Origin of the sequence: Aurantibacter aestuarii (assembly GCF_003008425.1) — a bacterium.
Classification (GTDB): domain Bacteria; phylum Bacteroidota; class Bacteroidia; order Flavobacteriales; family Flavobacteriaceae; genus Aurantibacter; species Aurantibacter aestuarii.
In genome coordinates, this window is sequence record NZ_PXOQ01000009.1 from 491,290 (window position 1) to 516,577 (window position 25,288).

The 25,288-nt window shown below is 30.9% G+C and carries 21 protein-coding genes; 10 read left to right on the top strand and 11 right to left on the bottom strand.

All coding sequences use genetic code 11. From position 1 onward, the window contains the following. Nucleotide 1 precedes the first annotated feature (1 nt). Complete coding sequence (pabB, locus tag C7H52_RS08955; protein WP_106463560.1) at nucleotides 2–1,297, bottom strand: aminodeoxychorismate synthase component I; 1,296 nt, start codon at nucleotides 1,295–1,297, stop codon at nucleotides 2–4. Between the two features lie 80 nt (nucleotides 1,298–1,377). Between pabB and C7H52_RS08960 the strand changes: the two genes are divergently transcribed. From C7H52_RS08960 to C7H52_RS08995, 8 genes are all read left to right on the top strand, one after another. Then, complete coding sequence (locus C7H52_RS08960; RefSeq protein ID WP_106463561.1) at nucleotides 1,378–4,896, top strand: TraB/GumN family protein; 3,519 nt, start codon at nucleotides 1,378–1,380, stop codon at nucleotides 4,894–4,896. Then, entirely contained in the window at nucleotides 4,889–5,779 is an 891-nt protein-coding gene (locus tag C7H52_RS08965) for an aldose 1-epimerase family protein (protein WP_106463562.1), read from the top strand. The genes C7H52_RS08960 and C7H52_RS08965 overlap by 8 nt, the downstream gene beginning before the upstream one ends. A 42-nt stretch (nucleotides 5,780–5,821) precedes the next feature. After that, nucleotides 5,822–7,186: a DEAD/DEAH box helicase gene (locus C7H52_RS08970; protein ID WP_106463563.1), complete on the top strand. Its 1,365-nt coding sequence runs from the start codon at nucleotides 5,822–5,824 to the stop codon at nucleotides 7,184–7,186. A 126-nt stretch (nucleotides 7,187–7,312) separates the two neighbouring features. Then, complete coding sequence (locus tag C7H52_RS08975; RefSeq protein ID WP_106463564.1) at nucleotides 7,313–8,185, top strand: aldo/keto reductase; 873 nt, start codon at nucleotides 7,313–7,315, stop codon at nucleotides 8,183–8,185. 123 nt (nucleotides 8,186–8,308) lie between these two features. Further along, a complete protein-coding gene (locus C7H52_RS08980) occupies nucleotides 8,309–8,899 on the top strand; it encodes a hypothetical protein (RefSeq protein WP_106463565.1) in 591 nt (196 codons plus the stop codon). Between the two features lie 70 nt (nucleotides 8,900–8,969). Next, nucleotides 8,970–11,219 (top strand): transglycosylase domain-containing protein, encoded by a 2,250-nt coding sequence (locus C7H52_RS08985; RefSeq protein ID WP_106463566.1) that lies wholly within the window; start codon nucleotides 8,970–8,972, stop codon nucleotides 11,217–11,219. A gap of 4 nt (nucleotides 11,220–11,223) precedes the next feature. After that, nucleotides 11,224–11,565 (top strand): arsenate reductase (glutaredoxin), encoded by a 342-nt coding sequence (gene arsC / locus C7H52_RS08990; protein ID WP_106463567.1) that lies wholly within the window; start codon nucleotides 11,224–11,226, stop codon nucleotides 11,563–11,565. A gap of 77 nt (nucleotides 11,566–11,642) precedes the next feature. Continuing rightward, the gene (locus C7H52_RS08995; RefSeq protein WP_106463568.1) at nucleotides 11,643–14,084 is read left to right on the top strand and encodes an outer membrane beta-barrel family protein; all 2,442 of its coding nucleotides are present in this window, start codon (nucleotides 11,643–11,645) and stop codon (nucleotides 14,082–14,084) included. Between the two features lie 165 nt (nucleotides 14,085–14,249). On the opposite strand, the gene C7H52_RS09000 is transcribed toward C7H52_RS08995, so the two are convergent. The 9 genes from C7H52_RS09000 to C7H52_RS09040 form a co-directional block, all read right to left on the bottom strand. Further along, a complete protein-coding gene (locus tag C7H52_RS09000; RefSeq protein ID WP_106463569.1) occupies nucleotides 14,250–15,077 on the bottom strand; it encodes an enoyl-ACP reductase FabI in 828 nt (275 codons plus the stop codon). A 68-nt stretch (nucleotides 15,078–15,145) separates the two neighbouring features. Next, nucleotides 15,146–16,798 (bottom strand): DNA repair protein RecN, encoded by a 1,653-nt coding sequence (gene recN / locus C7H52_RS09005; RefSeq protein WP_106463570.1) that lies wholly within the window; start codon nucleotides 16,796–16,798, stop codon nucleotides 15,146–15,148. Between the two features lie 9 nt (nucleotides 16,799–16,807). Continuing rightward, nucleotides 16,808–17,704, bottom strand: a complete 897-nt coding sequence (porD, locus tag C7H52_RS09010) for a type IX secretion system protein PorD (RefSeq protein WP_106463571.1) — start codon at nucleotides 17,702–17,704, stop codon at nucleotides 16,808–16,810. Next, a complete protein-coding gene (coaBC, locus tag C7H52_RS09015) occupies nucleotides 17,697–18,908 on the bottom strand; it encodes a bifunctional phosphopantothenoylcysteine decarboxylase/phosphopantothenate--cysteine ligase CoaBC (RefSeq protein WP_106463572.1) in 1,212 nt (403 codons plus the stop codon). Before coaBC ends, porD begins: the two co-directional genes overlap by 8 nt. Before the next feature lie 3 nt (nucleotides 18,909–18,911). Further along, complete coding sequence (locus tag C7H52_RS09020) at nucleotides 18,912–19,238, bottom strand: DNA-directed RNA polymerase subunit omega (RefSeq protein ID WP_106463573.1); 327 nt, start codon at nucleotides 19,236–19,238, stop codon at nucleotides 18,912–18,914. Between the two features lie 5 nt (nucleotides 19,239–19,243). Then, a complete protein-coding gene (locus tag C7H52_RS09025) occupies nucleotides 19,244–20,050 on the bottom strand; it encodes an outer membrane protein assembly factor BamD (protein WP_106463574.1) in 807 nt (268 codons plus the stop codon). Nucleotides 20,051–20,154: 104 nt separating this feature from the next. Beyond that, the gene (locus C7H52_RS09030) at nucleotides 20,155–21,081 is read right to left on the bottom strand and encodes an ion channel (protein WP_106463575.1); all 927 of its coding nucleotides are present in this window, start codon (nucleotides 21,079–21,081) and stop codon (nucleotides 20,155–20,157) included. Nucleotides 21,082–21,083: 2 nt separating this feature from the next. Continuing rightward, nucleotides 21,084–21,962, bottom strand: coding sequence for a 4-hydroxy-tetrahydrodipicolinate synthase (gene dapA / locus C7H52_RS09035; protein WP_106463576.1), 879 nt, complete (start codon nucleotides 21,960–21,962; stop codon nucleotides 21,084–21,086). A 3-nt stretch (nucleotides 21,963–21,965) separates the two neighbouring features. Beyond that, nucleotides 21,966–22,475, bottom strand: coding sequence for a DUF6913 domain-containing protein (locus tag C7H52_RS09040; RefSeq protein ID WP_106463577.1), 510 nt, complete (start codon nucleotides 22,473–22,475; stop codon nucleotides 21,966–21,968). A 64-nt stretch (nucleotides 22,476–22,539) separates the two neighbouring features. Here C7H52_RS09040 and C7H52_RS09045 point away from each other — a divergent pair, with 64 nt between their 5' ends. After that, complete coding sequence (locus C7H52_RS09045; RefSeq protein ID WP_106463578.1) at nucleotides 22,540–23,292, top strand: 5'-nucleotidase C-terminal domain-containing protein; 753 nt, start codon at nucleotides 22,540–22,542, stop codon at nucleotides 23,290–23,292. Between the two features lie 2 nt (nucleotides 23,293–23,294). Continuing rightward, a complete protein-coding gene (locus tag C7H52_RS09050; protein ID WP_106463579.1) occupies nucleotides 23,295–24,215 on the top strand; it encodes a bifunctional metallophosphatase/5'-nucleotidase in 921 nt (306 codons plus the stop codon). Nucleotide 24,216: 1 nt separating this feature from the next. On the opposite strand, the gene C7H52_RS09055 is transcribed toward C7H52_RS09050, so the two are convergent. Continuing rightward, nucleotides 24,217–25,284 (bottom strand): ThiF family adenylyltransferase, encoded by a 1,068-nt coding sequence (locus C7H52_RS09055; RefSeq protein WP_106463580.1) that lies wholly within the window; start codon nucleotides 25,282–25,284, stop codon nucleotides 24,217–24,219. Nucleotides 25,285–25,288: the final 4 nt, after the last annotated feature.

Consider the following 25,288-nt stretch of genomic DNA (forward strand, 5'->3'; position numbering starts at 1 on the left):
ATTAATTTTCTAAAGCTTGTCGCATCGCTTTTGCCTTTAGTAAACACTCCTCATATTCTTTAACAGGATTACTTTTTGCGGTTATGGCACTTCCTACAGAATAGGACACATACTGCTTTGAAGCCTTATAAAGTATTGAGCGAATTACGACATTAAAATCGAAGTTATTTTCTGGTGTAATATAACCTATTGCGCCACTATACAAACCACGTTTTGACACTTCTTGATCTTCTATAATTTGCATGGCAGATATTTTTGGTGCACCCGTCATACTTCCCATAGGAAAAGTCGTTTTTATAGCATCTATAGGGTGAATATCTGGTTTTAATTTTGACACCACGGTGGAAACCATTTGGTGGACTTGGTCAAACGTGTAAATTTTACATAACTCTTCCACCTGCACACTATTTTTTTGAGCGGTTAATGACAAGTCGTTACGAACCAAATCTACAATCATAATATTTTCACTTCGCTCTTTTACATCTTCCTCTAAATGTTGTTTTAATGCGTCGTCTTTAGTTTTGTCTTTAGATCGTTTTGCGGTTCCTTTTATGGGTTGAGATATTAACTTTTCGCCATCTTTTTTTAAGTACCGCTCTGGAGATGCACATAACGCATACTGATCCTGATGCTTAAAAAAAGCTGCAAATGGCGGATTTGAAATGGCATTTAACTTTTTATAAACTTCGTAAGGGTTAATTCGCACGTCTTCAGCAAAAAATTCCTGACAAAAGTTAGCTTCGTAAATATCTCCTCGATGAATATGATTTAATATTTGTTGTACCCGCTGTAAATAATCGTCTTTACTTAAAGTTAATTTAATTTTTACCGTATCGGTTTCAAAAGAAGATTTAATATCTGTGTTAAAATTTAAGATAGCCTCAAAATCGGAATCAATCTCATCATCAACCATTTTTAAATAATGTAATTCGACTAGGTCTTCTTTAATTAAAAAAAGTTTCTGGGGTTGAAAAAAATATAAATCAGCAAAATCTAAAACCGATGTATTTTTAGATTGTAATGATTCCACATCATTTTTTAAATCGTAACTTAAATATCCAAAAATCCAATCATTTGTAATGCTTTGATACTCTTTTAACTGCTCAAATGAATTAGTGTAATCGGTTTTTAAACTAGTAAACTCCTCTACCGCCAAAACAGCGTCAAAACTTGAATATTTTTGATGGTATTGATTAGAATCTAACCAAAGTGCAGTTTCAAATTGTTGAGCCCAAGCTAGTAAACTAGTTTTAAAGTTTTTTACACTATTTAATTGATATGTTTTTTGGGTTCTCAATAAACTGAAATAATTATTTCATCAAATTTATTAAGAATCTAACTATTTTAGCCAAATAATTCACTTTTATTCCATTTTAAATGTCATCTAATTCTTCTTCAAAATTTTTTATAAATACAAGCTTATTTATTTTATTTTTTGCTCAACTTATTTTTAGTCAAAACACTAACGATTATTCTTTACTTTGGAAAATAGAAGGAAATGGACTAACTGAGCCTTCCTATCTTTTTGGTACTATGCATGTGGAAGACAAACGCGCATTTAACTTTAGTGATCAAGTCCTTCCTGCAATAGAGCAAAGCGAGAAATTTGCATTAGAAATTCATCCAGACTCAATAATGAGTTTTGTGAAAACTATGACAAATGGAAAAACGCCTGGGTATTTAAAAATTAAATCGGTCTTAAAAGACAAAGAATATAAAAAAGTTGCAAAAAGATATTTTGAAGTTAATAATGACTCTATAGAAAACTCTAATATTACAGATGTTGAAACATTAATTAGTCAATTATTAAAAGAGAACAAAAAAAAAGATGATAATCAGGTTTTTGTAGATTTACATTTATTGTCTCAAGCAAGGACAATGTCAAAAACTATTGTAGGATTAGAGAATCAAAACAATTACTTGAGTTTTGACAGTTTATCTGCTAAAAAACAGCGAAAATATATTCTTAGCTACTTAAAATATGATACCAAATCTTATAACGAATATTTAGAAAAATTAAAAAAAATCTATATTTCTGGAGATCTAGAAGCTGTAAATAACTATTTAGAAAAAAATAAAGGCTATAATAAAGAGCTTACAAGACGTAATACTGAGATGGCTAATAATATAGCTTTAATAAGTAAAAACAGTACTTTATTTGCTGCTGTTGGTGTTGCGCATCTTCCTGGTAAAACAGGAATTATTAAATTATTAAGTGACATGGGCTATAAAGTCACTAAAGTCAATGCAGAATTCACAGGTGTAGCAAAAACTTATAAAGTAGATAAAAACTTAGCTAATTGGAATAGTTATAAAAACGACTCATTAGCTTTTAGCATTAAAGTACCTGGATACTTAGCGTCTACTTCCAAAGGTTTAGATTATAATTACGCTATTAATATTGCAAGTGGACATTCATATATGTTTTTTGCGGTAGATGACCGTGAAAATTATGACCCAGAAAATAAAGAAAAATTCTATACTAACTATTTAAAAAATTTTAAATCTAAACATAATGTTGTTCATGATACCATTATAGATTTTAAATACAAAGACCTTAAAGGTTATAAGCTACAATTAAAAACATTACCAGAACAAAATGAAACTCATGAATATTATATCTTAAGAATACTAACAAATAATGGTATTACTTATTTCTACGGGGCTTTTGGCAAAGAATCTATTCTAGAAGATGTTAATACAAAAAAGTTTTTCGACTCATTTAATATTTTAAAAACATATCCTTTAATAAAACGTGACAATTATAATAACTGGAAAAAATTTATTAGTAAAGAAGGTGCTTTTACAGTTAATGTTCCTGGTGATTATACCGATTTTTCTAGAAAATCTGAACTCAACCAAGATGGTGAAATTCTTGTGTATGATTTAAAATTATTTATGTCTACGGACAAAGAGAGTAACGATAATTTTTTATTTCGCTATAATGATTTGCCCCTAGGGTACCGATTAGAAAATTTAAATGTAGCCTATGACGAAATGGAAAATACTTTATTGCAAACTGCCTCGCATTTATCTGTGCCAAAAAATGTACTTATAAATGGTTTACCAGGAAAGGAATACGAATTATTAATTAAAGAAAAATATCATGCCATAGTTAAAGTAGTTTTTAGAGGAAACCGAATGTACTTGTTAATGCATCAAAAACTTGACTCCAATCAAAAAGCAGATGCTAACCATAAGTTTTTCAATAGTTTTAAATTTCTTCCTTTTGAAAATGCAGAATTAACAACTTTAAAAGAAGATTTTTTTGAATATAAGAATTACACTAAATTTAAAAAAGAGAGCTCTGAAACTGCTGTAGACTCGTATTTATCAAGTTCTAATGAAATCGCATCAATAGATACACTAACAGGAAATGCTTATTTCTTAAATTACTCAAAACTAAAACCTTATTTTAAAACAGATACTTTATCTGTATTTTATGAGAAAACAATAAAAGAATATGAGTCTACAGATGAAATAATAACTCATAAAAAACACACAAAATTTAAAGGTATTAATGCTATAGATTTTGAATTAACAACTGTTAAAGACAGTATAATGAGTAAACATCGCTTATGGTTGGACCAAGGTTACTACTTTTTAGCCTCCGTATACCCCAGTGAAGAAACCATTGAAAATAAAAACATCAATAATTTCTTAAGTGGTTACAAACCTTTAAAAAAATTAAAACACAACTCTATTTATGATCTAAAAGCTAAAAAGATATTTAAAAATTTAAAACATAAAGACTCTTTAAAAAGATATAGTGCTTTAAATGCTTTTGATTATTATTATTTCGATAAAAGTGAAATTCAAACACTTCATAAAATTTTAAAATATAACTACAAAGATTCCCTATTTCAAAATGAAGTAATAAGTAAAGTTAACAATGAGTTTAGTACAATTAATAATAAAGAAACTTTATTAAACCTAAATCAAACGTATTTACATAAAACTACATCTGCTATGAATAAGCAGGACATATTATATACTATACAATCCTATAAGCCAGATAAATATATAGAAACCTATAATAATTTATTATTTAATCATACTCCAATTTCTGAAGAGACCTATAGTTACGCTCTATTAACACCATACAGAGATTCTACAAAATTAATTTTTTTAAATTTTGATAAATTAGTGGAATTAGCAAACCACAAGCCTTATAGGTCAAGCGTCCTTGATTTATTTACCGAAGCATTAAATACCGATAGTTTAAAAAACAATGTGATATCCCAAAATCATAAAAATCCACTGAAATTCCTTGAAGAAGATGCTCAAAACTATTTTGAAGAACTTAATAAGAGTGATTATCCAGAAACAGAACTAACATCTACTTATTTAAATTATTTTTCCGCACTACCACCAACAAAAGTAAATCTCACTGAATTTGATTCTTTTTTTAATAAAATTTTGAATTCAAAATCGTATCCATGGATAAAATCAGCAGCGCTTAAGTTAAAAATTAATCATAATTTAGAAGTTTCGGATACAATTAAAAAAGCAGTATTAGATAGTGTTTCTAATCCATTAAGCATACTAAAACTGTACGAAAGCAGAAATGAAATTAACGAAATTCCGGAAGCTTATTTAACTACTGAGTTTACAAAACTATCAGTCAAACAATATTTATATGATAATGATGAGTTTACTGATGATTATATTTTTGAAACACCATTTCAATTTAAAAACCAAATGTACCAACCAGTTATCTTGACTTACCCTAATTATGATGAAAAATATATTTTAATAGTCCAACTAAAAGATTCTATATATAATAAAGAAGGAAAAATTGAAGCTTTTCCATGTGATACCATTTGGGATACATTTGATGAGACTTATAAAGAGAAAAGTTTAAATCTTGTAAAAAACAGTGAGAATTTTGAATAATCTAAAAAACAATCTTTTAAATATAACAGTTAATCCCATTGGTGCAGAATTATGTAGTATACGTTCTACACATAAAAACACCGAGTTTATGTGGGATGCCAACCCAAAGGTTTGGCCAAATTTTGCCCCTAACCTTTTCCCTATTGTTGGTGCCTTAAAAAATGACACCTATATTCTAGAAGGAAAAAAATATACACTTCCTAAACATGGATTTATCCGTCATAGTTCAGATATAAAACTGGCGCAACAAAGTGAACATGAATTGACTTATGAACTTGTGTCCAATCCAAAGACTTTAGAACACTTTCCTTTTCATTTTAAATACCGAGTTATTTATACACTAAATGAGAATCAACTTAAGGTAACTTATACGGTTGAAAATTCAGACTCAAAACAACTCTATTTTTCGCTTGGTGGACATCCAGCGTTTAAATGTCCCTTATACAAAAATGAAACTTACGAAGACTATTCTCTAGAATTTGAACAACCAGAAACCGAAGAAACTCATCTACTAGATTTAACTAACGGACTTGTAAGTACAAAAACTGAAGCTGTTTTAACAACACCACAAACTATACAGTTAAACAAAGCTCTATTTAATAAAGATGCCTTAATATTTAAAAACTTGAATTCAAAAAAAATAAGTTTAAAACACCATAAGAACGGAAACGTATTAAGTATGAGTTTTCCAGATTTTAATTATTTTGGTATTTGGGCAAAACCAGGAGCCAACTATGTATGTCTTGAACCTTGGTTAGGTATTGCAGATGGCGTAAATACTAATCAAGAGTTTAAAACTAAAGAAGGTATTTTAACTTTAGAATCAAATAAAAGTTTCTCAGCAAGTTACGTTATAGAAATAGACATGAACCATTTAGTCTAAACCAATTAATAATAGTAATTTTGTGGCTTAAACCGTTACAACGTGAATAGTTTTCTAGATTTAAATTTAAATACCCCATTATACAACGCTTTATCCGATTTAGGTTTCAATACACCAACACCTATACAATCAGAAGCCTTTAGTGTTATAGCTTCCGGTAAAGATATGGTTGGTATTGCACAAACTGGTACCGGTAAAACGTTTGCCTACATGTTACCTATTTTAAAAAACTTAAAGTTTTCTACTCAAGAAAACCCTCGAGTTTTAATTTTAGTACCAACTAGAGAATTAGTAGTTCAGGTTGTAAATGAAATTGAAAAATTGGCTGCGTACATAAATGTTCGTGTATTAGGAGTCTATGGAGGCACAAATATAAATACCCAAAAACAGGCAGTTGCACAAGGACAAGATATTATTGTGGCCACACCAGGACGATTGTACGATTTGGCTGTAAGCCGCGTACTTCAATTAAAATCTTTACAAAAATTAGTTATAGATGAAGTTGATGTTATGCTTGACCTTGGTTTTAGACATCAATTATTAAATATATTTGATATACTTCCAGAACGTCGACAAAACATTATGTTTTCGGCTACCATGACGGAAGATGTGGATGCACTAATTACTGATTTCTTTATTAACCCAGAAAAAATATCTATTGCTGTTTCTGGAACGCCTCTTGAAAATATTTCTCAAACGAAGTATAGTGTTCCTAATTATTACACCAAATTTAATCTATTAAAACATTTACTTAATGATACAGAAGTGTTTAATAAAGTACTGGTTTTTGTAGCTCATAAAAAAATGGCAGATCGCTTATTTGATCATTTAGCAGAAACTTTAAATGATGAAATTTGTGTAATCCATTCTAATAAAACTCAAAATTATAGATTAAGAAGTATAGAACAATTTAGAGAAGGTTTTAATCGTGTTTTAATAGCAACAGATGTAATGGCTCGTGGTTTAGATATTGATAATGTGAGCCATGTAATTAATTTTGACACACCAGATTATCCAGAAAATTATACGCACAGAATTGGTCGTACAGGTCGTGCAGAGCGTAAAGGAGAAGCCATTATTTTTTCTACTGAAAAAGAACAGGAACATTTAGAAAAAATTGAAACCCTTATGAATATGGTTATTCCCGAACTTCAAATACCTGAAGAAGTAACTATTTCTACAGAATTAATTGAGGAAGAACGACCACAAATAAAAGAACATAATAATCCAACCAAAAGAAAAAAAGATGAAGATGCTCCAGGTCCTGCTTTCCATGAGAAGAAAGCTAAAAACTCTAAAGAAAACTTAGGAGGTTCTTACAAATTTAAAATTGCCGCCAAGTATAAAAAACCAAAAACACGAGGCGATAAAAACTATAACAAAAAAAATAAAAATAAAAAGCGTTAATAGTTTAGCTTTAATTTTTTACTTAATCGTTCAATTATAAACATGATTGGACGATTTTTTTTTGTTTAAGATTACGTTTGATAGTTTCGATAAATAAACTTATTTTGGTTTAAATCTAAATTAACAATGAGTTTTAAAGAAACAAGTAAAATAATTATAGGCTGCATGTCTTGGGGAGATTGGGGTAAAAAATTCTCTTTAAAGGAACAAAGTAACCTCATACAGTTTTGTGTAGATAACGACCTAACTACCTTTGATCACGCCGATATATATGGAGATTACACCACAGAAGCAGGTTTTGGAAGCGCTCTAGCTGTTTCTGGTATCCCTCGTGAAAAACTTCACCTTATTTCAAAATGTGGGATTCAATATGTTGGTCAAACAAGAAATAATACAATAAAACATTACAACTATTCAAAAGATTATATCGTTTGGAGTGCAGAGCAAACTCTAAAAAATTTAAAAACAGATTACTTAGATACTTTTTTATTGCATAGACCTAGTCCTTTAATGCATCCCGATGAAATTGCCGAAGCAGTAACAGCTCTAAAAAATTCTGGTAAAATTAAGGCGTTTGGAGTTTCCAATTTTACTACATCTCAAATGGAATTATTATCTAATAGAATTACATTAGAATCTAACCAGATTGAATTCTCTCTAACGCAGCATACAGCCATGCATGATGGTACATTAGATTACATGTTACAAAAAAACATTAATGTAATGAGCTGGAGTCCGTTAGGATTTGTTTTTAAAGAAGATAATGAACAAACTCAGCGAATAAAGCTTGTTTTAAAACAATTAACTCATAAGTATAACAGCTCTGAAGATAGCATTCTTTTAAAATGGATTTTAAAGCACCCAGCAAATGTTTCTCCCGTTATTGGCACGACAAATAAACAGCGTATTTTAAATGCAAAGGACGCACTAAAAACACCATTAGAATTAGAAGATTGGTTTTCACTTTTAGTAGAATGTCAAGGTCATAAGGTGCCATAAATTAATTTAAATTATATATTGTTTCTGTTGTTCTTTAAAATCTATTTTAAATTTTTAATAAAAAATAATCATAACATTTTAAAATAAAAACCGTTACTAATAAAAACAGTTGTAAAAATTAATATGCAGTCATACATTTTCGACATTTTTCCAGATTTACAAGCGTTCGATTATCAATTGCATTATGATCAACTTTTTTTAAATCAGCAGTGGGTTTTAGTAAATGGTATTGCTAATAAAAAAGCCGTTTATGTTTTTAAAGATGAAAACACTTTAACTATTACAGAAAATGAAGCCGTCAGCAAAACTTCATGGCAAATAGATACCGAAAATACATTTTCCATAACTACTGAAGATGGCATAATTACTGTAAAAGCCTATTTTAAAGATGATGACATTTTAGTATTAAATCATCATAACACCAATAATTGCGCTTTTTTTATTAATGAAAATAGTTATTCTGATGAATTAAATAGTTTCGACGATGTACAAAAATTTCTTCATCAAAAATATGCTCAAAAAGCTACAGAACTAATTTATGAGCACGAATTTTACTACATAAAAAAAGCCAAAGAATACGGTCCATTTAAAGTTGAAATTTTAGCTGAGAAAGTAAAAAATAAAAGCATAAGCGAACATTGTTTTGTTAGAGATGTTAACGAATACGACTATTCTAAAAAACTTCGCATCCGCGATTTACTAAAGGCGTTTTGACATGCTAAACCTTTGTTAAGCTTATAAATTATACTTTTAATTTATATAGTTTTGTGCCTTTACTTTTATTATGAAAACCAAGCTTATAAAATTCTTAAAATACGCGTCAATTCTTTTATTATTGGTAGTAATTGGGATTACTGGTTTTTACTTTTCTGTAAAAAATAATGTGTTTGGCCCAGTATATACCACTCAGGATTTATTAAATTATAAAAATGAAACTGCTTCCATTATAAAGTCTGAGGACGATGTTATTATTGGTAAATTTTTTAATAAAAACCGAACTAACACAACTTACAAGGAGTTACCTAAACATTTAATTAATGCTTTAGTAGCTACCGAAGATGCCCGTTTTTTTGAACATTCTGGTGTAGATTCCAGAAGTATGTTTCGTGTTTTTATAAAATCTATTTTATTAGGTAACAAACGTTCTGGTGGCGGAAGTACTATTTCGCAACAGTTGGCTAAAAATATGACCGGCAGAAGTGAATATGGTTTTATGAGTATGCCAGTTAATAAAACGAAGGAAATTATTATCGCGCAACGTATTGAAAGCATTTATAGTAAAGAAGATATTTTAACCCTATATTTAAATACGGTTTCTTTTGGAGAAAATATTTATGGCATTGAAAGTGCTGCACTTCGTTATTTTAATAAAAAAACCAAAGATTTAACGGTAGAAGAATCGGCAACTTTAGTTGGTATTCTAAAAGCGAATACCTATTACAATCCGCATCTCAATCCAGATCATTCTTTAAGCAGACGTCGAGTTATTTTAAATCAAATGGCTAATTATGGTTACCTAACCCGTAAAGAATCGGATTCTCTTATAAAACTTCCATTAAAATTAAATTATAATAATTTAAAGAGCAACAATAAGTCCGGGCACTTTATAGCATTTGTAGAAAAAGAAAGTAAACAGATTTTAGATTCTTTAAACACTGCAAATAATACAGCATATGATGTGTTAAAAGATGGTCTTGTAATAACCACAACTTTAAACAGTAAGTTACAAGAGCACGCCAACACCTCATTTTATGAGCATTTAAGTATAATGCAGGAGCTGTTTGATAAGCAAATGGCTAACAGTAGAACTCTTCAAAACCAATCAAATAACATAGCAGAACAACATTTAAAGAAAATGAAGATTTCATTAGATTCTGCTCAGATAAAACACAAGCAAACCATATTTAAATGGAGTGGCCTAGAACAAGATTCTATTTCTGTTAAGGATAGCTTGTTGTTAGAAAACAAATTATTACATGCGGGACTTATTGCTTTATCTCCAAAAACAGGAGCTATAAAAACGTATTTGGGTGGCATAAATCACCAGCGCTACGCATACGACCAGATTTTTGCTCAGCGCCAACTCGCTTCAACTTTTAAACCTATTTTATATGCCACAGCTTTAGAATACGGAAAACAACCTTGCGATTATTTAGATAATGATAAAATAACCCTATCAGATTATAAAAATTGGAGCCCAACCAACGCCGATAATACTTTTGGAGGGAAATATTCTCTTCAAGGCGCTTTACTAAATTCTAAAAATGTACCAACCGTAAACTTATTTATGCAAACTAGTTTTGTACAGCTGGATACCATTTGGAACCGACTTCAATTTAATTCGAAATTAGAGAATAAGCCATCCTTAGCTTTAGGAACTGCCAATGCCAGTATTTACGAAGTGGCTCGTGCTTACAGTAGTTTTGCAAATTATGGTAAAAGTGTTACTCCTTACGCTATAACAAAAATTGAAACCGCTAAAGGTGAAATTATATACGAACATAAAGAAGTTGAACCAAAAACGGTTTTAAATGAAACCACCGCGAAACAGATAAACGAAATTTTACAAAATGCAATAAATCGTGGTACAGGTACTAGTTTAAGAACCAAATATCAAGTAACAATGCCTTTAGCCGGCAAAACAGGAACATCACAAGATTATACAGATGCGTGGTTTGTAGGCTACAATCCTAGTTTAGTGATGGTAAGTCGTGTAGGATGTGATTCTCCCAAACTTCATTTTACTTCGGGTTTAGGTGCTGGTAGCAGCTTAGCATTACCATTAATCGCGAGGACACTTCGTTTTTTAGAACAAGACCAAACTCTAAAAAAATTGTATTCTGAACAATTTTTAGAATTAACTGAAAACGAAGAGCTTTTATTAGCTTGTGAAGATTTTAAAGAAGATACCGGATTTGATAAAATTCTAGATTTTTTCAAAAAGAAAGAAACCTCTTTTGAAAAACAACAAGAGCGCATTCAAAGAAAAGCAGAACGCAAAGAACGGAGAAAAGCAAGAAGAGATAATGATTAAAAAAATGATAAAAATATACCACAATCCCCGATGCAGTAAGTCCCGTTTAGGCGTTGCTTATTTAGAAGATAAAAATGCAGAATTTGAAATTATAAAATACTTAGACAATCCATTTACAATTGATGAATTGACAAACGTATTATCAAAATTAAACATAGCACCTATTGAAGTCATTCGTAAAAATGAAGCCATTTGGAAAAGCGACTTTAAGAGTAAAACGTTATCTGATGCAGAACTTATCGAGGCTATGGTAAAAAATCCTAAGCTTATAGAGCGTCCTATTGTTGTTAATGGTAGTAAAGCTGTGGTTGCTAGACCTACTGAGCGAATTGATGAAATTCTTTAATAGTTAATTAACAAAGCTTTAACGACTTTCGCTTAAACCATAGGTTAGTTTTGCCGTCTTAAGGCAAAATAAAACTCATGATTAAAACATTTATTACTGTAGCAATACTCTTATTTACTGCTATTGTTAGCGCTCAAACCATCACCATTAAAGGTCAGATTCTAGAAAAGGATACTAAAACACCTCTTGAATATGCAACCATTGTATTTACAGATGCCTCAGATACCTCTAAAATAAATGGAGGTATAACCAATGAAAATGGTGAGTATTCTATAGATTTAAAAAGCGGAACTTATAACATTAGGTATGAATATATAGGTTTCAAAACCGTAACGCTTAATAATGTAGTTCTAAATGAGTCTAAGACACTTCCAAATCAAACACTGTCTGAAGATTTTGAAAGCTTAGAAGAAGTAAGCATTATTGCCGAAAAAACAACTGTTGAAATTAAATTAGACAAAAAAATCTATAATGTTGGTAAAGACTTAGCCGTAAAAGGCGGAACTGTTAGTGATGTTTTAGATAATGTCCCATCTGTTTCAGTAGATGTTGAAGGTAATGTGGCACTAAGAGGAAATGAGAACGTTACTATTTTAATAAACGGAAAACCTTCAGGCTTAGTTGGTTTAAACTCTACAGATGCTTTAAGACAATTACCTGCAGAATCTATAGAGCGTGTTGAAGTAATTACATCACCTTCTGCAAGATATAATTCTGAAGGCACTGGAGGCATTTTAAATATTATTTTACGTCGTAGCAAGCTACAAGGTTTAAATGGTGCTATAAATACAAATGTTGGATACAACCCAAGTGCAGGTATTTCAGGAAATTTAAATTACCGAACTGGTGATGTTAATATTTTCACTAATTCTGGATATAGTTACAGAGAAAGTCCTGGTAATACCAGTGCAGATACCCGATATTTTAATCAGGATTTTGATGATAATGGTGTTTTAATAGCCGATAATCCAGATACTTTTCTAAAAGAGCGTGAAACATTTGATCGCGTTAGAAAAGGCATTAATGCTAATTTTGGTGTGGAGTGGTATATTACAGATTCTGCCTCTTTAACAACATCAATTTTCTATAGAGACAATAACAGTAACGACAATAACACTAACGTATTAAATCTATTTGATAGCAATAACGTTCTTACAAACACAACAACACGTTTTGATCCAGAATTTGAGGATGATGAATTGATACAATACAGTGTAAATTTTACTAAAGATTTTAACACGTCTGGACATAAGTTAACATTCGATTTTCAATATGAAGACAATACAGAAGATGAAGATTCTCAAGTATTAGTCAACAACATTTTACAAGAAAAGGTTAATACGTTCGAAGACGCTACTGAAATATTGCTACAAAGTGATTATGTTTTACCTATTGGTGACAACCATCAGTTTGAAGCAGGATTTAGATTCGATTTTAATAACACCTTAACCGATTATCAAGTCCGTTTTTTAGATGAAGACACCAATAATTTCGAATTACAAACTAATCTTACTAATATTTTAGATTTTAGAGAGTATTTATATGCTGCATATACGCAATTTGGAAGTAAATTAGGTAAATTCTCTTACCTTTTAGGTTTAAGAGTAGAAAACACGCAGTTTACTATAGACCAAAAGACAAGTGGCGATTTTGCAAAAAAGAATTATACGGGATTATTCCCTACCGTAAATTTAAGTTATGAGTTTGATGACACAGCAAATCTAACCTTAGGTTATGCTAGACGTTTGAGACGTCCAAGATCCCGATTTATAAATCCATTTCCATCGCGTTCCAGTGTTACTAATGTATTTTTAGGTAATCCAGATTTAGATCCAAGTTATTCTGGTCAATTCGATTTAGGATTTTTAAAACGACTAGGTAAATTTACTTTAAATGGATCAACTTACTTCTCTCGCGCTACCGATGGATTTGAATTTGTGAGCTTTGACAGTGGCGAAGTTGTAAATGTTAATGGGCAAGATTTACCCGTTATACAAAGAACTCCAATAAACTTAGCTACAGAAGATCGTTTAGGATTTGAATTTACGTTAACGTATAGTCCATCTAAAAAATGGCGTATTAATGGAAACTATAATTATTTTCAATCTAAAACTGAAGGAATTACACCTAATGGACTAAACTTAGGAAACACAAATAACAGTTGGTTTGCACGTTTAAACAATAAATATACGTTACCATATGGTATAGATTGGCAAACGAATGTTTTTTATAGTGGACCACGAGAAGATGCTCAAACTAAAACGGAAGGTTTATTGAGTGCAACTTTAGCTTTTAGCAAGGATTTATTTAATGAGAAAGCATCATTAACATTTAATATAAATGATGTTTTTAATAGCCGAATTAGAAGACAATTTACAACGACACCCACTTTTGAAAGCGATAGTGAGTTCCAATGGAGAGAACGAAGTTTTAATTTAGCTTTTACCTACAGATTTAATCAGAAGAAAAAACAAACCAGAACTAATAATCGTGATGACGATGATGGTTTTGAAGGCTAAACAAGAAAAATCCGATTTTATTTAAATCGGATTTTTTTTGCTTATTGTTTCTTTTTAGGGACAATTACTTGTTTACTTTATGTTTCAATGAAGCAGGTATACCTATAAATACAAAAAAAATGCCAAAACTGTTGTTTTGGCATTTTAGTATAAATTTATTAAACCTTATTTTTTCTCTTCATTTTCAATAAATGACTCCATAATATAGTCACTTACGCCCATATTACTAAATCCGCCGTCATTATATAAGTTTTGTAAGGTCACACGCTTGGTTAAATCACTAAACATACTTACCGTATAATTAGCACAATCTAAAGCAGTTGCATTCCCTAATGGGCTCATTTTATCTGCATAAGCTATAAATCCGTCAAAACCCTTAACGCCTTGCCCTGCTGTAGTTGGTGTAGGAGATTGAGAAATAGTGTTTACTCTCACTTTTTTATCTCTACCCATAAAATATCCAAAACTACGAGCAATACTCTCCAAATACGCTTTATTATCGGCCATATCATTATAGTCTGGAAAAACACGTTGTGCAGCCATATAAGATAAAGCAACAATACTTCCCCATTCGTTCATAGCATCATGCTTATATAAGGTTTGCATTACTTTATGAAAAGACATGGCAGAAACATCGGTTCCTTTTTGTGTCCAGTCGTAATTTTGATCTGTATATGCTTTTCCTTTTCTTACGTTAACAGACATACCGATAGAATGAAGAACGAAATCTATTTTTCCGCCTAAGATTTCCATAGATTCTGTGACTAACTTTTCTAAATCTTCTAATGAAGTTGCATCCGCAGGTATAATTTGAGAACCAGTTTTCTTAGCCAATTCATCAATTTGTCCCATTCGCATTGCTATAGGTGCATTAGTTAATACAAATTCTCCACCTTCTTCATGCACACGTTCTGCAGTTTTCCAAGCTATAGAATTCGCATCTAAAGCGCCAAAAATGATTCCTTTTTTTCCTTTAAGTAAGTTATAAGACATATAGTATTTTTTAGTTTAATTGGATAATATCACAAATATAGTATTTAATAAAGAATTGTAAAGCAATTCTAATTTAATAACTGCTTAGCATGTGCAATTGCAGAAGCCTGTAAATCATTTCCGCCTAACATTAAAGCTATTTCATTTACACGCTGCTCTTGATTTAGAGCTACTAAATTCGTAATGGTTGTATCGCTAACAGTTTCTTTATACACTTTAAAATGCGCTTTTCCTTTGGAAGCTATTTGAGGTAAATGTGTAATACTAAATACCTGCATATTAATACTCATTTTAGTCATAATATCTCCCATTTTATGAGCTATTTCTCCGGAAACACCGGTATCAATCTCATCAAACATAATGGTAGGCAATTTTATATACTGAGACATTATAGCCTTTATTGCCAACATAATACGGCTTAATTCTCCACCTGATGCTGCTTTTTTAAGCTCATTATAATCCATCCCTTTATTGGCAGAAAATAAAAATTGTAACTCATCTGTCCCATTCGCGTAAAATTGCTCTGTAGCTGCAACTTTAATATTAAAAGAGGCATTTGGCATTCCTAAGTCTGCTAAAATTTTCACTAATTTTTCCTCTAATACAGGAATAGCTTTCTGTCTATTGTTATGAACTACTTTAGCACTACTTTTTAATTCAGCCTTATTAGTTTCTATAGCACTTTGAAGTTTATTGATTTCTTGCTCTAGTCCATCTGTTTCAACTACTTTATCATCTAAAGTATTTCTTATCTCTATAAGTTCCTGAATGGTATTTACTTGATGTTTTTTTAATAAATTATTAATTATAGTAAGTTGGTTATTAATAACATCTAAACGTTCTGGATCTACTTCCAGAGTTTCGTGCAGCTGGTCTAATTCTTTTACAATATCATCAAATTCTATAAAAACACTTTCCACTCGCTTAGATACAGTATTATAGTTTGTAGATAATTGTGCTATCTTATTAACCGCATTTTTTAATTGGGTTAAACTATTTTGAATGCCAATTTGATCTTCTGAAATTAAATCATTAACCTCTTTAGCTTTCTCTAATAAAACTTCTACGTTGTTCAACATTTCATACTCAGCTTCTAAATCTTCAAGATTGAGGTGTTCTAATTTAATTTCATTTAATTCATTGAATAAAAACAAATTATAATCGTAATCCTTAAGGGCTTGAGCTTTTTTATCTTCTAATGCTTTAAGACTATTGGTCTGAGATTTATAGCTTTTTAGAAGCGATTTATAATTTAATAATTCTGAAGCATTTTTAGCTAACGCATCAATAACACCAAATTGAAAAGACTCGTCAATAAGCTGACGTGTTTCATTTTGCGAATGTATATCTATTAAAAAATCTCCTAATTCTTGTAAAACTGAAAGATTAACGGGAGAATCGTTTACAAACGCACGACTTTTACCCGATGGTAAAATTTCTCGTCTAATAATGGTTTGGGATTCGTAGTCTAAATCTTCCTTTTTAAAAAATTGATTTAGATTGTAGTTTTCTATATTAAAAGTGGCCTCTATGACGCATTTCTTTTCTTTATCACGTAAACTGCTTAAATCTGCTCGTTTACCTAAAATTAAAGACAAACCTCCAAGTAAAATAGATTTACCTGCTCCTGTTTCTCCTGTTATTGTTGTGAAACCGCTATTAAAATTAACCTGTAAAGTTTCAATTAACGCGTAATTTTTAATACTTAGCGCTTGTAACATTAACGTTGTTTATTTTTGAAATTGAATGTTTCGCCATTTGTTAGCATACATTGGCGCAATGCGATTTAAAACCGTAGTTAACTCATCGATTTCTACAGTCGGACCTTCACTAAATACCTGCTGAATTTCTTCTGCTTTCGTATCGAAAAACACACGGGTTAAATATGAATTTGGTCTGTTTTTGGCTATAGAATTAAAACCTAAAAGAGCTTTAGCTATTTGTGCTTTACCTTCTTTTACGTTTTCATTCATTAAGTCCAAACCTAAGCGGTGATAGTTGTAATTAATTGTTCTAAAGTCTGAAAATGCAGGAGACAACAAATGGTCTATAAGAATAAAACGACTTTGTAATCCATCGGACAGCTTCCAACCTGCAAAATTTTCTTGTTGAGAATAGTTAACAATAGTTTGTGCCTGCTTAAAGTATGGCTCTCCTCCATTTGATGCAAAAGAATCGGCATCTAAACCTAATACCATATATATATGAAAAGCTAAAACAGAGACTAAATTAGACTGGTATTGGTTTGGTGTAAAAATAAGTTGTTGAAATTCGTTATAACTAAAAGCAAAATCTTTATCATTTACATTATATAATGACGTTGTATAAGTAGATCCAAAAACAGGTCGAGAGGATTGCACTTGTAAAGTTGCTGTATAAAAGTTATTACTGTATTCTGTAATATTAATTACAAAATTACAATTGACACGCTCATTAGGTTTAGTTTCTCTACTTGTCCAATTAGAATTATTTATAAATTCGGTAAGCTGCTTTTCTAATGTTTTAAAGACTTGAAAATTTTCATTTCCCGTAAGTTGTGCGTTTACAACCACGTTGGCATTTAAATCTTGTGCTTTAACAACAGTAAATGCTAAACAATACATTATAACAAGACATAAATTACGCATGAATAAAAGGAATTATTTCGTTTAAAATATCTATTGCGACTTCAGTTTTAGATTTTAGAGGAAAATTTTTAAGTCGTTCATTTTTAAATATGAGACTTATTTTATTAGTTTCCAATTTAAATCCTGCACCTTTATCGTTTAACGAATTTAATACAATTAAGTCTAAATTCTTTCGCTTTAATTTAGATTTTGCATTTTCAACTTCATTATTAGTTTCTAAAGCAAATCCTACTAAAAATTGTTGCTGTTTAATTTCTCCTAATGAAGCTAAAACATCTTTGGTTTTCTCCAGTTCTAAAGTTAACGTCGCATCGTTCTTTTTTATTTTATTTTCTGCAACATATTTTGGTTTATAGTCGGCTACTGCTGCAGCGCAAATAACAATGTGAGATGTTTTAAAATAACTATGAGCCGCTTCAAACATATCTTGGGCTGAAACGACAGGTACAACATTAATTAAACTGTGGTCTATAGTCAAATGGGTTGGTCCAGTAACCAGAGTAACGTTTGCTCCTAAATTTGCAGCAGCAATAGCCAACTCAAATCCCATTTTACCACTAGAATGGTTTCCTATAAATCGTACTGGATCTATAGCCTCGTAAGTTGGACCCGCTGTTATTAAAACTTCCTTTCCTTTTAATGGTAATTGGGCTAAAATATCTTGCTCTATAAACGCTACAATATCTTCGGGCTCTGCCATACGACCTTTACCTACTAAACCACTTGCCAACTCACCAGATGTTGAGTCAATTATGGTGTTACCAAAAGATTTTAAGGTATTAAATGTTTGTGTTGTACTTTGGTGTTTATACATATCCAAATCCATTGCTGGTGCAATATAAACTGGACATTTAGCAGAAAGGTAGGTGGCTAATAACAAATTGTCGCAAGTACCGTTTGCCATTTTAGACATGGTGTTTGCTGTAGCAGGAGCTATTACAAATAAATCTGCCCAAAGCCCAAGCTCGACATGATTATTCCAAAGTTCGTTGTCGTTTTCTTTTTCGTAGAAGTGAGATTCTACAGGATGTTTTGATAAGGTAGATAATGTTAGAGGTGTAACAAAATCTTTAGAAGCAGGCGTCATAACAACTTTTACGTTTGCGCCTGCTTTTATAAGTTCTCTAACTAAAAAAGCCGATTTATAAGCAGCTATACCAGCACTTACGCCAAGTAATATATTTTTGCCGCTTAAAATTGACATAGATTAGTCTTGGTTTTCTTCTGTGTTTCTGTAGTAAATTTTACCATCTAACCATTCTTGCACAGCTAATGCATGTGGTTTAGGTAATTTTTCATAAAATTTAGAAACTTCAATTTGTTCCTTATTTTCGAAAACTTCTTCTAAGCTATCGTTATAAGTTGCAAACTCTTCTAATTTTTCAATTAATTCCTTTTTTATTTCAGAATTAATTTGCTCAGAACGCTTTGCAATTATAGATATAGCTTCGTAAATATTATCTGTTTTAGCGTCTACTTTATTTCTATCGTAAGTAGTCGTAGATAATGGCGCGTCTATTTTCTTTAAATCCATAATTATTATTTTAGCTTATTGCTATTAATTTGTTGTAAATTCTCTTCTATTATAGTCAGTTTCATATCTGTTTCTTCTGAACTTTCAGATTTTGGATATGCACTTTTATATAAATTGTAATATTTCTGTGCGTCTATAAAACGTTCTTCCTGTTTCCAAACTACACTTTTTTCAGCAAGACTAAAAGCTGCTTCTGCTCTTATACGCATAGCATCATTTCTAAATGATGATCCTGGGAAATCCGTTAAAAAATTATTAAACGACTTTATAGAGGCTTTGTAGTCTGATATATGATTGTATTGCTTAGCAATCTCAAACGCCTTTTTTTCTAATTTAAAATCCAACTCTTTTACCAATTCATTTACTTTTGGTAAATATTGAGACTCTGGATATATATTTGCAAACAACTGTAGTTTTTCTAAAGCGTTATAAGTTTCTGTTTGATCCTTAGAAAATACTGGAGATAATTGATAATAGCTTTCTGCAGATTTATATGAAGCTTCTTCTGCCTTTTCACTGTTTGGATAAGCAGTTGCAAAAGTTTCAAATTGATAAGCCGCCAAATAGTGATCCTCTAATTCATAAAAAGCACTAGCATGTAAATACATTAACTTTTCTGCTTGAGGTTTCCCTCTATACTTAGGAATAATTTGTTCAAAAAGTCTATTGGCTTTTTTATATTTTCCTTCTTCATAAAGCTTAACTCCTAAATCGTATTTAACCGAAGCATCTTCAGACTTTAGAGCTTTTTGGTATTGGCTACAAGAACTTAAAACTAAAAATAGACAGGCTATGTAAAAAATGTTTTTCATAAAAAAAATACAAGGTGCAAAAATACACCTTTATTATGGATTTTAAAAATAAATATTTCGTGCTAATCTAATCGAAACGGTCTAACTTCATAAAGGATTAGATTTTATTTAACGTTTAAATTTTCTACTTCATCAAATAAGTTAAAATCTAAAACCATTTTTCCATCATCATCATAATAATAAGCTTGTGTAAATTTATGGTCTAATAAGAGCTCTTCCAACTGGTATGAATACATTTGATGAAGTTCCTGATTAAAAGATTCATCGTAATAAGTCATAAGAACCAATAACTCACCATCTTGATCTAACAGTTCTTTAGATGAGAATTTACTTAATGGACTTTCAGCGTTAATTTCATGTACAATAGTCCATGTTGTAGGTAAGTAACTAATTTCGTCTCGTTCTAAATTTAAAGCGAAAAATTCACGTTTAAAATGAGCATTATTATCTAAACGAGTTAAAGCCAATGTTACCGTAACTTTGGGCTTAATCATAACCGACGCTCGATTGTTAACGACTCTAAACATTATGGCTTTGGTGTGATTAAATTCTCTTAACACAATGTTTTTTGAAAATCTAATATTTGGTGTAGGCTTTGAAAACCGACCATATATTAATCCTGTTAAAAATGCAAACATGGCTAAACCAACAAAAGCTTCTAAAGAAGAAACAAAACCACTAGAAATAGTATTAGGAGCAAAAGCACCATAACCTAAAGAGGTAAAGGTTTGTACTGAAAAAAAGAAAGCATTTGCTAAGTTTCTGAAAAAACTACTTGGAGCTACACTTATACTTTCTACACCAATAAGTAGGTAGATAGCAGCAAAAACCAAATTTATTGCTATAAACATTGAAAATGCCAGAACAAAAAACCAGGTCCATTTAATTTGAATTAAATAATGATAGGTTTGTAAAATACTGGTTTTGGTTCCTACTCTTTTAATATTAAACGTTCCGTCATTATTAATCATCCGACCAGCAAAGCTGGTTGAATTGTTTCCAAAACCTGGATCTTTTACTACTTTGCCCAAAATTAGTAATTCTCTAAAAATTGATTTATTTGTGTTTTAAGACTTGAAGTTGCAGGAACTAATGGTAGTCTAACCTCATCACTACATAAATCCATTGCTTCTAATACTGCTTTAATACCAGACGGATTGTTCTCGGCAAAAATTAAACTTATAATTTCCATTAAATTATAATGTAACTGGTAGGCTTCTTTAGATTTTCCTTGTAAACCCAATTGTATCATATCACAAAAATCTTTAGTCATAGCCTGACCTATAACAGATATCACTCCTGCTCCACCAGCCAGAGTTACACCTAAAGCTAGATCGTCGTCCCCAGAAATTATAGCAAAATCTTCTGGTTTATCTCTTAACAACTCATAATATTGAGCCATATTATTTCCAGCTTCCTTAACTGCAACCACATTTTTAAAGTCTCTTGCCAATCGTAAAGTGGTTTGAGCGTCCATATTTTTAGCAGTTCTACCTGGAACATTATAAAGAATAATATCGACTGGAGATACATCTGAAATAGCCTTAAAATGCTGATAAAAACCTTCCTGAGTAGGCTTTGAGTAATATGGAGCTACAGATAAAATAGCGCTAATACCAGTAAAATCTGTCGATTTTATTTCTTCTATTACGTTTGTAGTGTTATTTCCGCCTATGCCCAAAACTAAAGGTACACGACCACTGGTAGCTTTTACTATGCAGGCTGTTATATCTTTTTTCTCGGCAGCTGTAATCGTGCCACTTTCTCCCGTAGTACCAGAAATAACTATATAATTTACACCATTCTTAATATTAAATTCAACCACACGTTCTAACGCCTTAAAATCGACCGATTTATCTTTGTTAAATGGCGTTACTATTGCAATTCCTGTTCCTAAAAATGGTGTTGTCATGATCTATATTTTATTTAAAATAGTTAAGTATTTATGTAATTCCGTTTTTAAAACGTTTAGATTTTGCGCAGTTGTTTGTATAGTTAAATCGGCAACTGCTTCTAGCTTATTTGTATTAGAAATTTTAAATTTTGCTTCAGTTAAAGCAAATAAAGCTTTAAAAAAAGGATCTACTGTTTCTGTTAAAGCAAGTAAAACATCGAAATTAGTAGTTGAAAATGATTTTAATTCTTTGGTTTTTAAAACTCCATTCCAACCAAAGTTTTTTGGAGATACTAAAGAATTTCTAGAGTTTTTCTCTACCTTTTTTGAATAGCTTACAAGGTTAAAATCTCGAACTTGTAAATAGGAAAATAAAGCTTTTACCTCAACTTCAGTAAGTTGAAATTCATTTTGTGAAATAATTACACCAACCGATTTAATAACACCAGAATCTGACTGAAATTGTCGATCTGAAATGCTTTTTTTAGTTGCTTTTTCTATAGATTTAGTTTTTAAACCTTTTAAAATCATTTACCTTTAGTGCTTAAACACAAATGTAATAAAACCATCATTAATTAAAGCCTAAATTATACTAATGAAACTTAACTATATTCTATTATTATGTGTATTATTTAACACTTCTTGCAAAAAAGAAGCTTTTGAGAAAACCGAAGCAACTTATGAAATCATTTCAATAAATGATTCTATAGTAAAAAACGATTCTATTGAAGCATTTATTTTACCTTATAGAACACATTTAAACACAACGCTGGATAGTACTTTAGCTTATGCTCCAGAAACCTATTCTAAAAAAGATGGTGAGCTGAATACCGCCATAGGTAACTTTATGGCAGACGTGGTCTTAAGTGAAGGTAACCCTATTTTTAAAGCAAGAACCGGAAAAAATATTGACGGCGTTTTACTAAACCATGGAGGTATTAGGTCTGTCATTTCCAAAGGAAACATATCGGCAAGAACTGCTTTTGAAGTGATGCCTTTTGAAAATAGTATTGTAGTTGCAGCTCTTAACAAAACACAAATGGATGCCTTAATAAATTATTTAAAAACAGAACAAACGCCGCATCCTGTATCAAACTTTGAAATTCAATTAGATCAATCAAATAAAATAAAAAGTCTTTTCATAAATAAAAAGCCTTTAGAAAACAGAGTGTATTACATAGCTACTAGCGATTATCTGGCTTCGGGCGGAGACCGAATGGATTTCTTTAAAAAAGCAGATACTATTTACAACACAGATTATAAAATACGAAATGCACTTATAGACTATTTTAATAAAGTCGATACCATTTCACCTAAAATTGATAACCGATTTATTAAAATAAATTAAGTATGAAACGCAGACAATTTATAAAACAATCCGCAGTCGCATCTTCCCTACTTACCTTTGGTAGTTTTGGATTACAATCTTGCGTTAATACAGTTTCAGAAAAAAAGATTACCATTTTACATACCAACGATACTCATAGTCATATCGATACGTTTCCTGCAGATGATGGAAAATATCCAAATCTTGGTGGTGTTGCCAGACGTGCAACTTTAATTGACGAAATTAGAAAAGAAAACCCGAATACTTTATTATTAGATGCTGGAGATATTTTTCAAGGTACCCCATATTTTAATTATTATGGTGGCGAATTGGAATTTAAATTAATGAGTAAACTTAAATATGATGCTGCAACTATAGGCAATCATGATTTTGATAATGGTATAGATGGCTTATTTGCTCAATTACCACATGCAAGTTTCGATTTTATTTCGGCCAACTACGATTTTAAAAATACCATTATGGATGGTAAAACACTTCCGCATAAAGTATTTATTAAAAATGATATTAAAATTGGTGTTTTTGGGCTTGGTGTTGAATTAGATGGTTTGGTTGATAAAACACTTTATAAAGAAACTGTGTATTTAGATCCTGTTGAAGTTGCTCAGGAACAAACCCGCATTTTAAAAGACGATTTAAAGTGTGATTTAATTATTTGTTTATCTCACTTAGGTTATAAATACTCTAAAAATCCCGAGAAAATTTGTGACATTACTCTAGCAGAAAAAACAAAAGATATCGATTTAATTATTGGAGGACATACCCACACGTTTTTAGATGAACCTACTAAAGTTTTAAATGCAGGCGGAACAGAAACTTTAGTGAACCAAGTTGGTTGTTATGGTGTTAATGTTGGTCGAGTTGATTTCGTATTTTCTAATAACAAGAAAGTAATTAAAGAACAAAAAACCATTAGGGTTACTTAATTTAATCTTGTTTTAAGCGAATAAACGAATTAGTTAAACCAAGCGATTTTAATTTAGAAATAGCTTCCTTGCTCCTAATACCAGATTTGCAGAATACAACAATAGTTTTATCCTTTGGTAAACCTTCAAAATGCTGTTCTAAATCTTGTAGAGGTATATTTATGGAAGAAATGGTTTCTAATTTGTGTTCTTCTTCGGTTTTTACATCTAAAAAAAATACCTCTTCAGGTAACTTTTGAATCTCTTCATAAGACAATGTCTTTACTTGAACCTCAGCGCTATCAGTTTCAATCCCACAAAAAGCATCATAATTATTTAATAAACTGTTGACTTGAGAAGCTTCCGTTTTAGTATAACCTAGAATTTGAGTTCCTAAATGTTCGGCATGAAATAACATTAATTTTCCTGATAAAATACCATCTAATCCTAATACTATTTTTAACACTTCATTTGCCATATAAGTGCCTATAATTCCAGGTAAAACACCTAAAACACCAATTTGAGAACAATTGGGTACAGCATCTGGTTTTGGTGGATTAGGATATAAACATCTATACGTAGGTCCATTGTTGTAGTTAAAGACAGTTACTTGTCCTTCAAATTTAAAAATTGAACCAAGCACTAAGGGTTTACGAGTTATTACTGAAGCATCATTTGCTAAATATCGCGTTTGGAAGTTATCGGTTCCATCGACAATAATATCGTAGTGCTGAAATAAGTCAATCGCATTTTTAGGAGCTAAAAACTGATGTTCAACATTTATTTTTATGTAAGGATTTAATTCCCGTAATCTTTTTGCTGAAGTTTCGGCTTTAGATTGGCCAACATCTTTTATGGTATATAAAATCTGACGATGTAAATTAGATACCGAAACTGTATCTCCATCTAATATACCAATTGTTCCTATGCCCGCAGCTGCTAAATACTGCAAGACAGGACAACCTAAACCACCAGCTCCAACTACTAATACTTTAGCTTGCTTTAACTGCTCCTGACCTTTTAAACCAATGTTATCTAAAATGATATGTCGGTTATAATATTCTTTTTCTAATTGAGATAATTGAGACATCAAT

Coding starts and splice junctions, on each gene's coding strand:
- C7H52_RS08960 (WP_106463561.1), top strand. CDS start 1,378: ATGTCATCTAATTCTTCTTCAAAATTTTTTATAAATACAAGCTTATTT.
- C7H52_RS08975 (WP_106463564.1), top strand. CDS start 7,313: ATGAGTTTTAAAGAAACAAGTAAAATAATTATAGGCTGCATGTCTTGG.
- C7H52_RS08980 (WP_106463565.1), top strand. CDS start 8,309: ATGCAGTCATACATTTTCGACATTTTTCCAGATTTACAAGCGTTCGAT.
- C7H52_RS08985 (WP_106463566.1), top strand. CDS start 8,970: ATGAAAACCAAGCTTATAAAATTCTTAAAATACGCGTCAATTCTTTTA.
- arsC (WP_106463567.1), top strand. CDS start 11,224: ATGATAAAAATATACCACAATCCCCGATGCAGTAAGTCCCGTTTAGGC.
- C7H52_RS08995 (WP_106463568.1), top strand. CDS start 11,643: ATGATTAAAACATTTATTACTGTAGCAATACTCTTATTTACTGCTATT.
- C7H52_RS09000 (WP_106463569.1), bottom strand. CDS start 15,077: ATGTCTTATAACTTACTTAAAGGAAAAAAAGGAATCATTTTTGGCGCT.
- recN (WP_106463570.1), bottom strand. CDS start 16,798: ATGTTACAAGCGCTAAGTATTAAAAATTACGCGTTAATTGAAACTTTA.
- porD (WP_106463571.1), bottom strand. CDS start 17,704: ATGCGTAATTTATGTCTTGTTATAATGTATTGTTTAGCATTTACTGTT.
- coaBC (WP_106463572.1), bottom strand. CDS start 18,908: ATGTCAATTTTAAGCGGCAAAAATATATTACTTGGCGTAAGTGCTGGT.
- C7H52_RS09020 (WP_106463573.1), bottom strand. CDS start 19,238: ATGGATTTAAAGAAAATAGACGCGCCATTATCTACGACTACTTACGAT.
- C7H52_RS09025 (WP_106463574.1), bottom strand. CDS start 20,050: ATGAAAAACATTTTTTACATAGCCTGTCTATTTTTAGTTTTAAGTTCT.
- dapA (WP_106463576.1), bottom strand. CDS start 21,962: ATGACAACACCATTTTTAGGAACAGGAATTGCAATAGTAACGCCATTT.
- C7H52_RS09040 (WP_106463577.1), bottom strand. CDS start 22,475: ATGATTTTAAAAGGTTTAAAAACTAAATCTATAGAAAAAGCAACTAAA.
- C7H52_RS09045 (WP_106463578.1), top strand. CDS start 22,540: ATGAAACTTAACTATATTCTATTATTATGTGTATTATTTAACACTTCT.
- C7H52_RS09050 (WP_106463579.1), top strand. CDS start 23,295: ATGAAACGCAGACAATTTATAAAACAATCCGCAGTCGCATCTTCCCTA.
- C7H52_RS09055 (WP_106463580.1), bottom strand. CDS start 25,284: ATGTCTCAATTATCTCAATTAGAAAAAGAATATTATAACCGACATATC.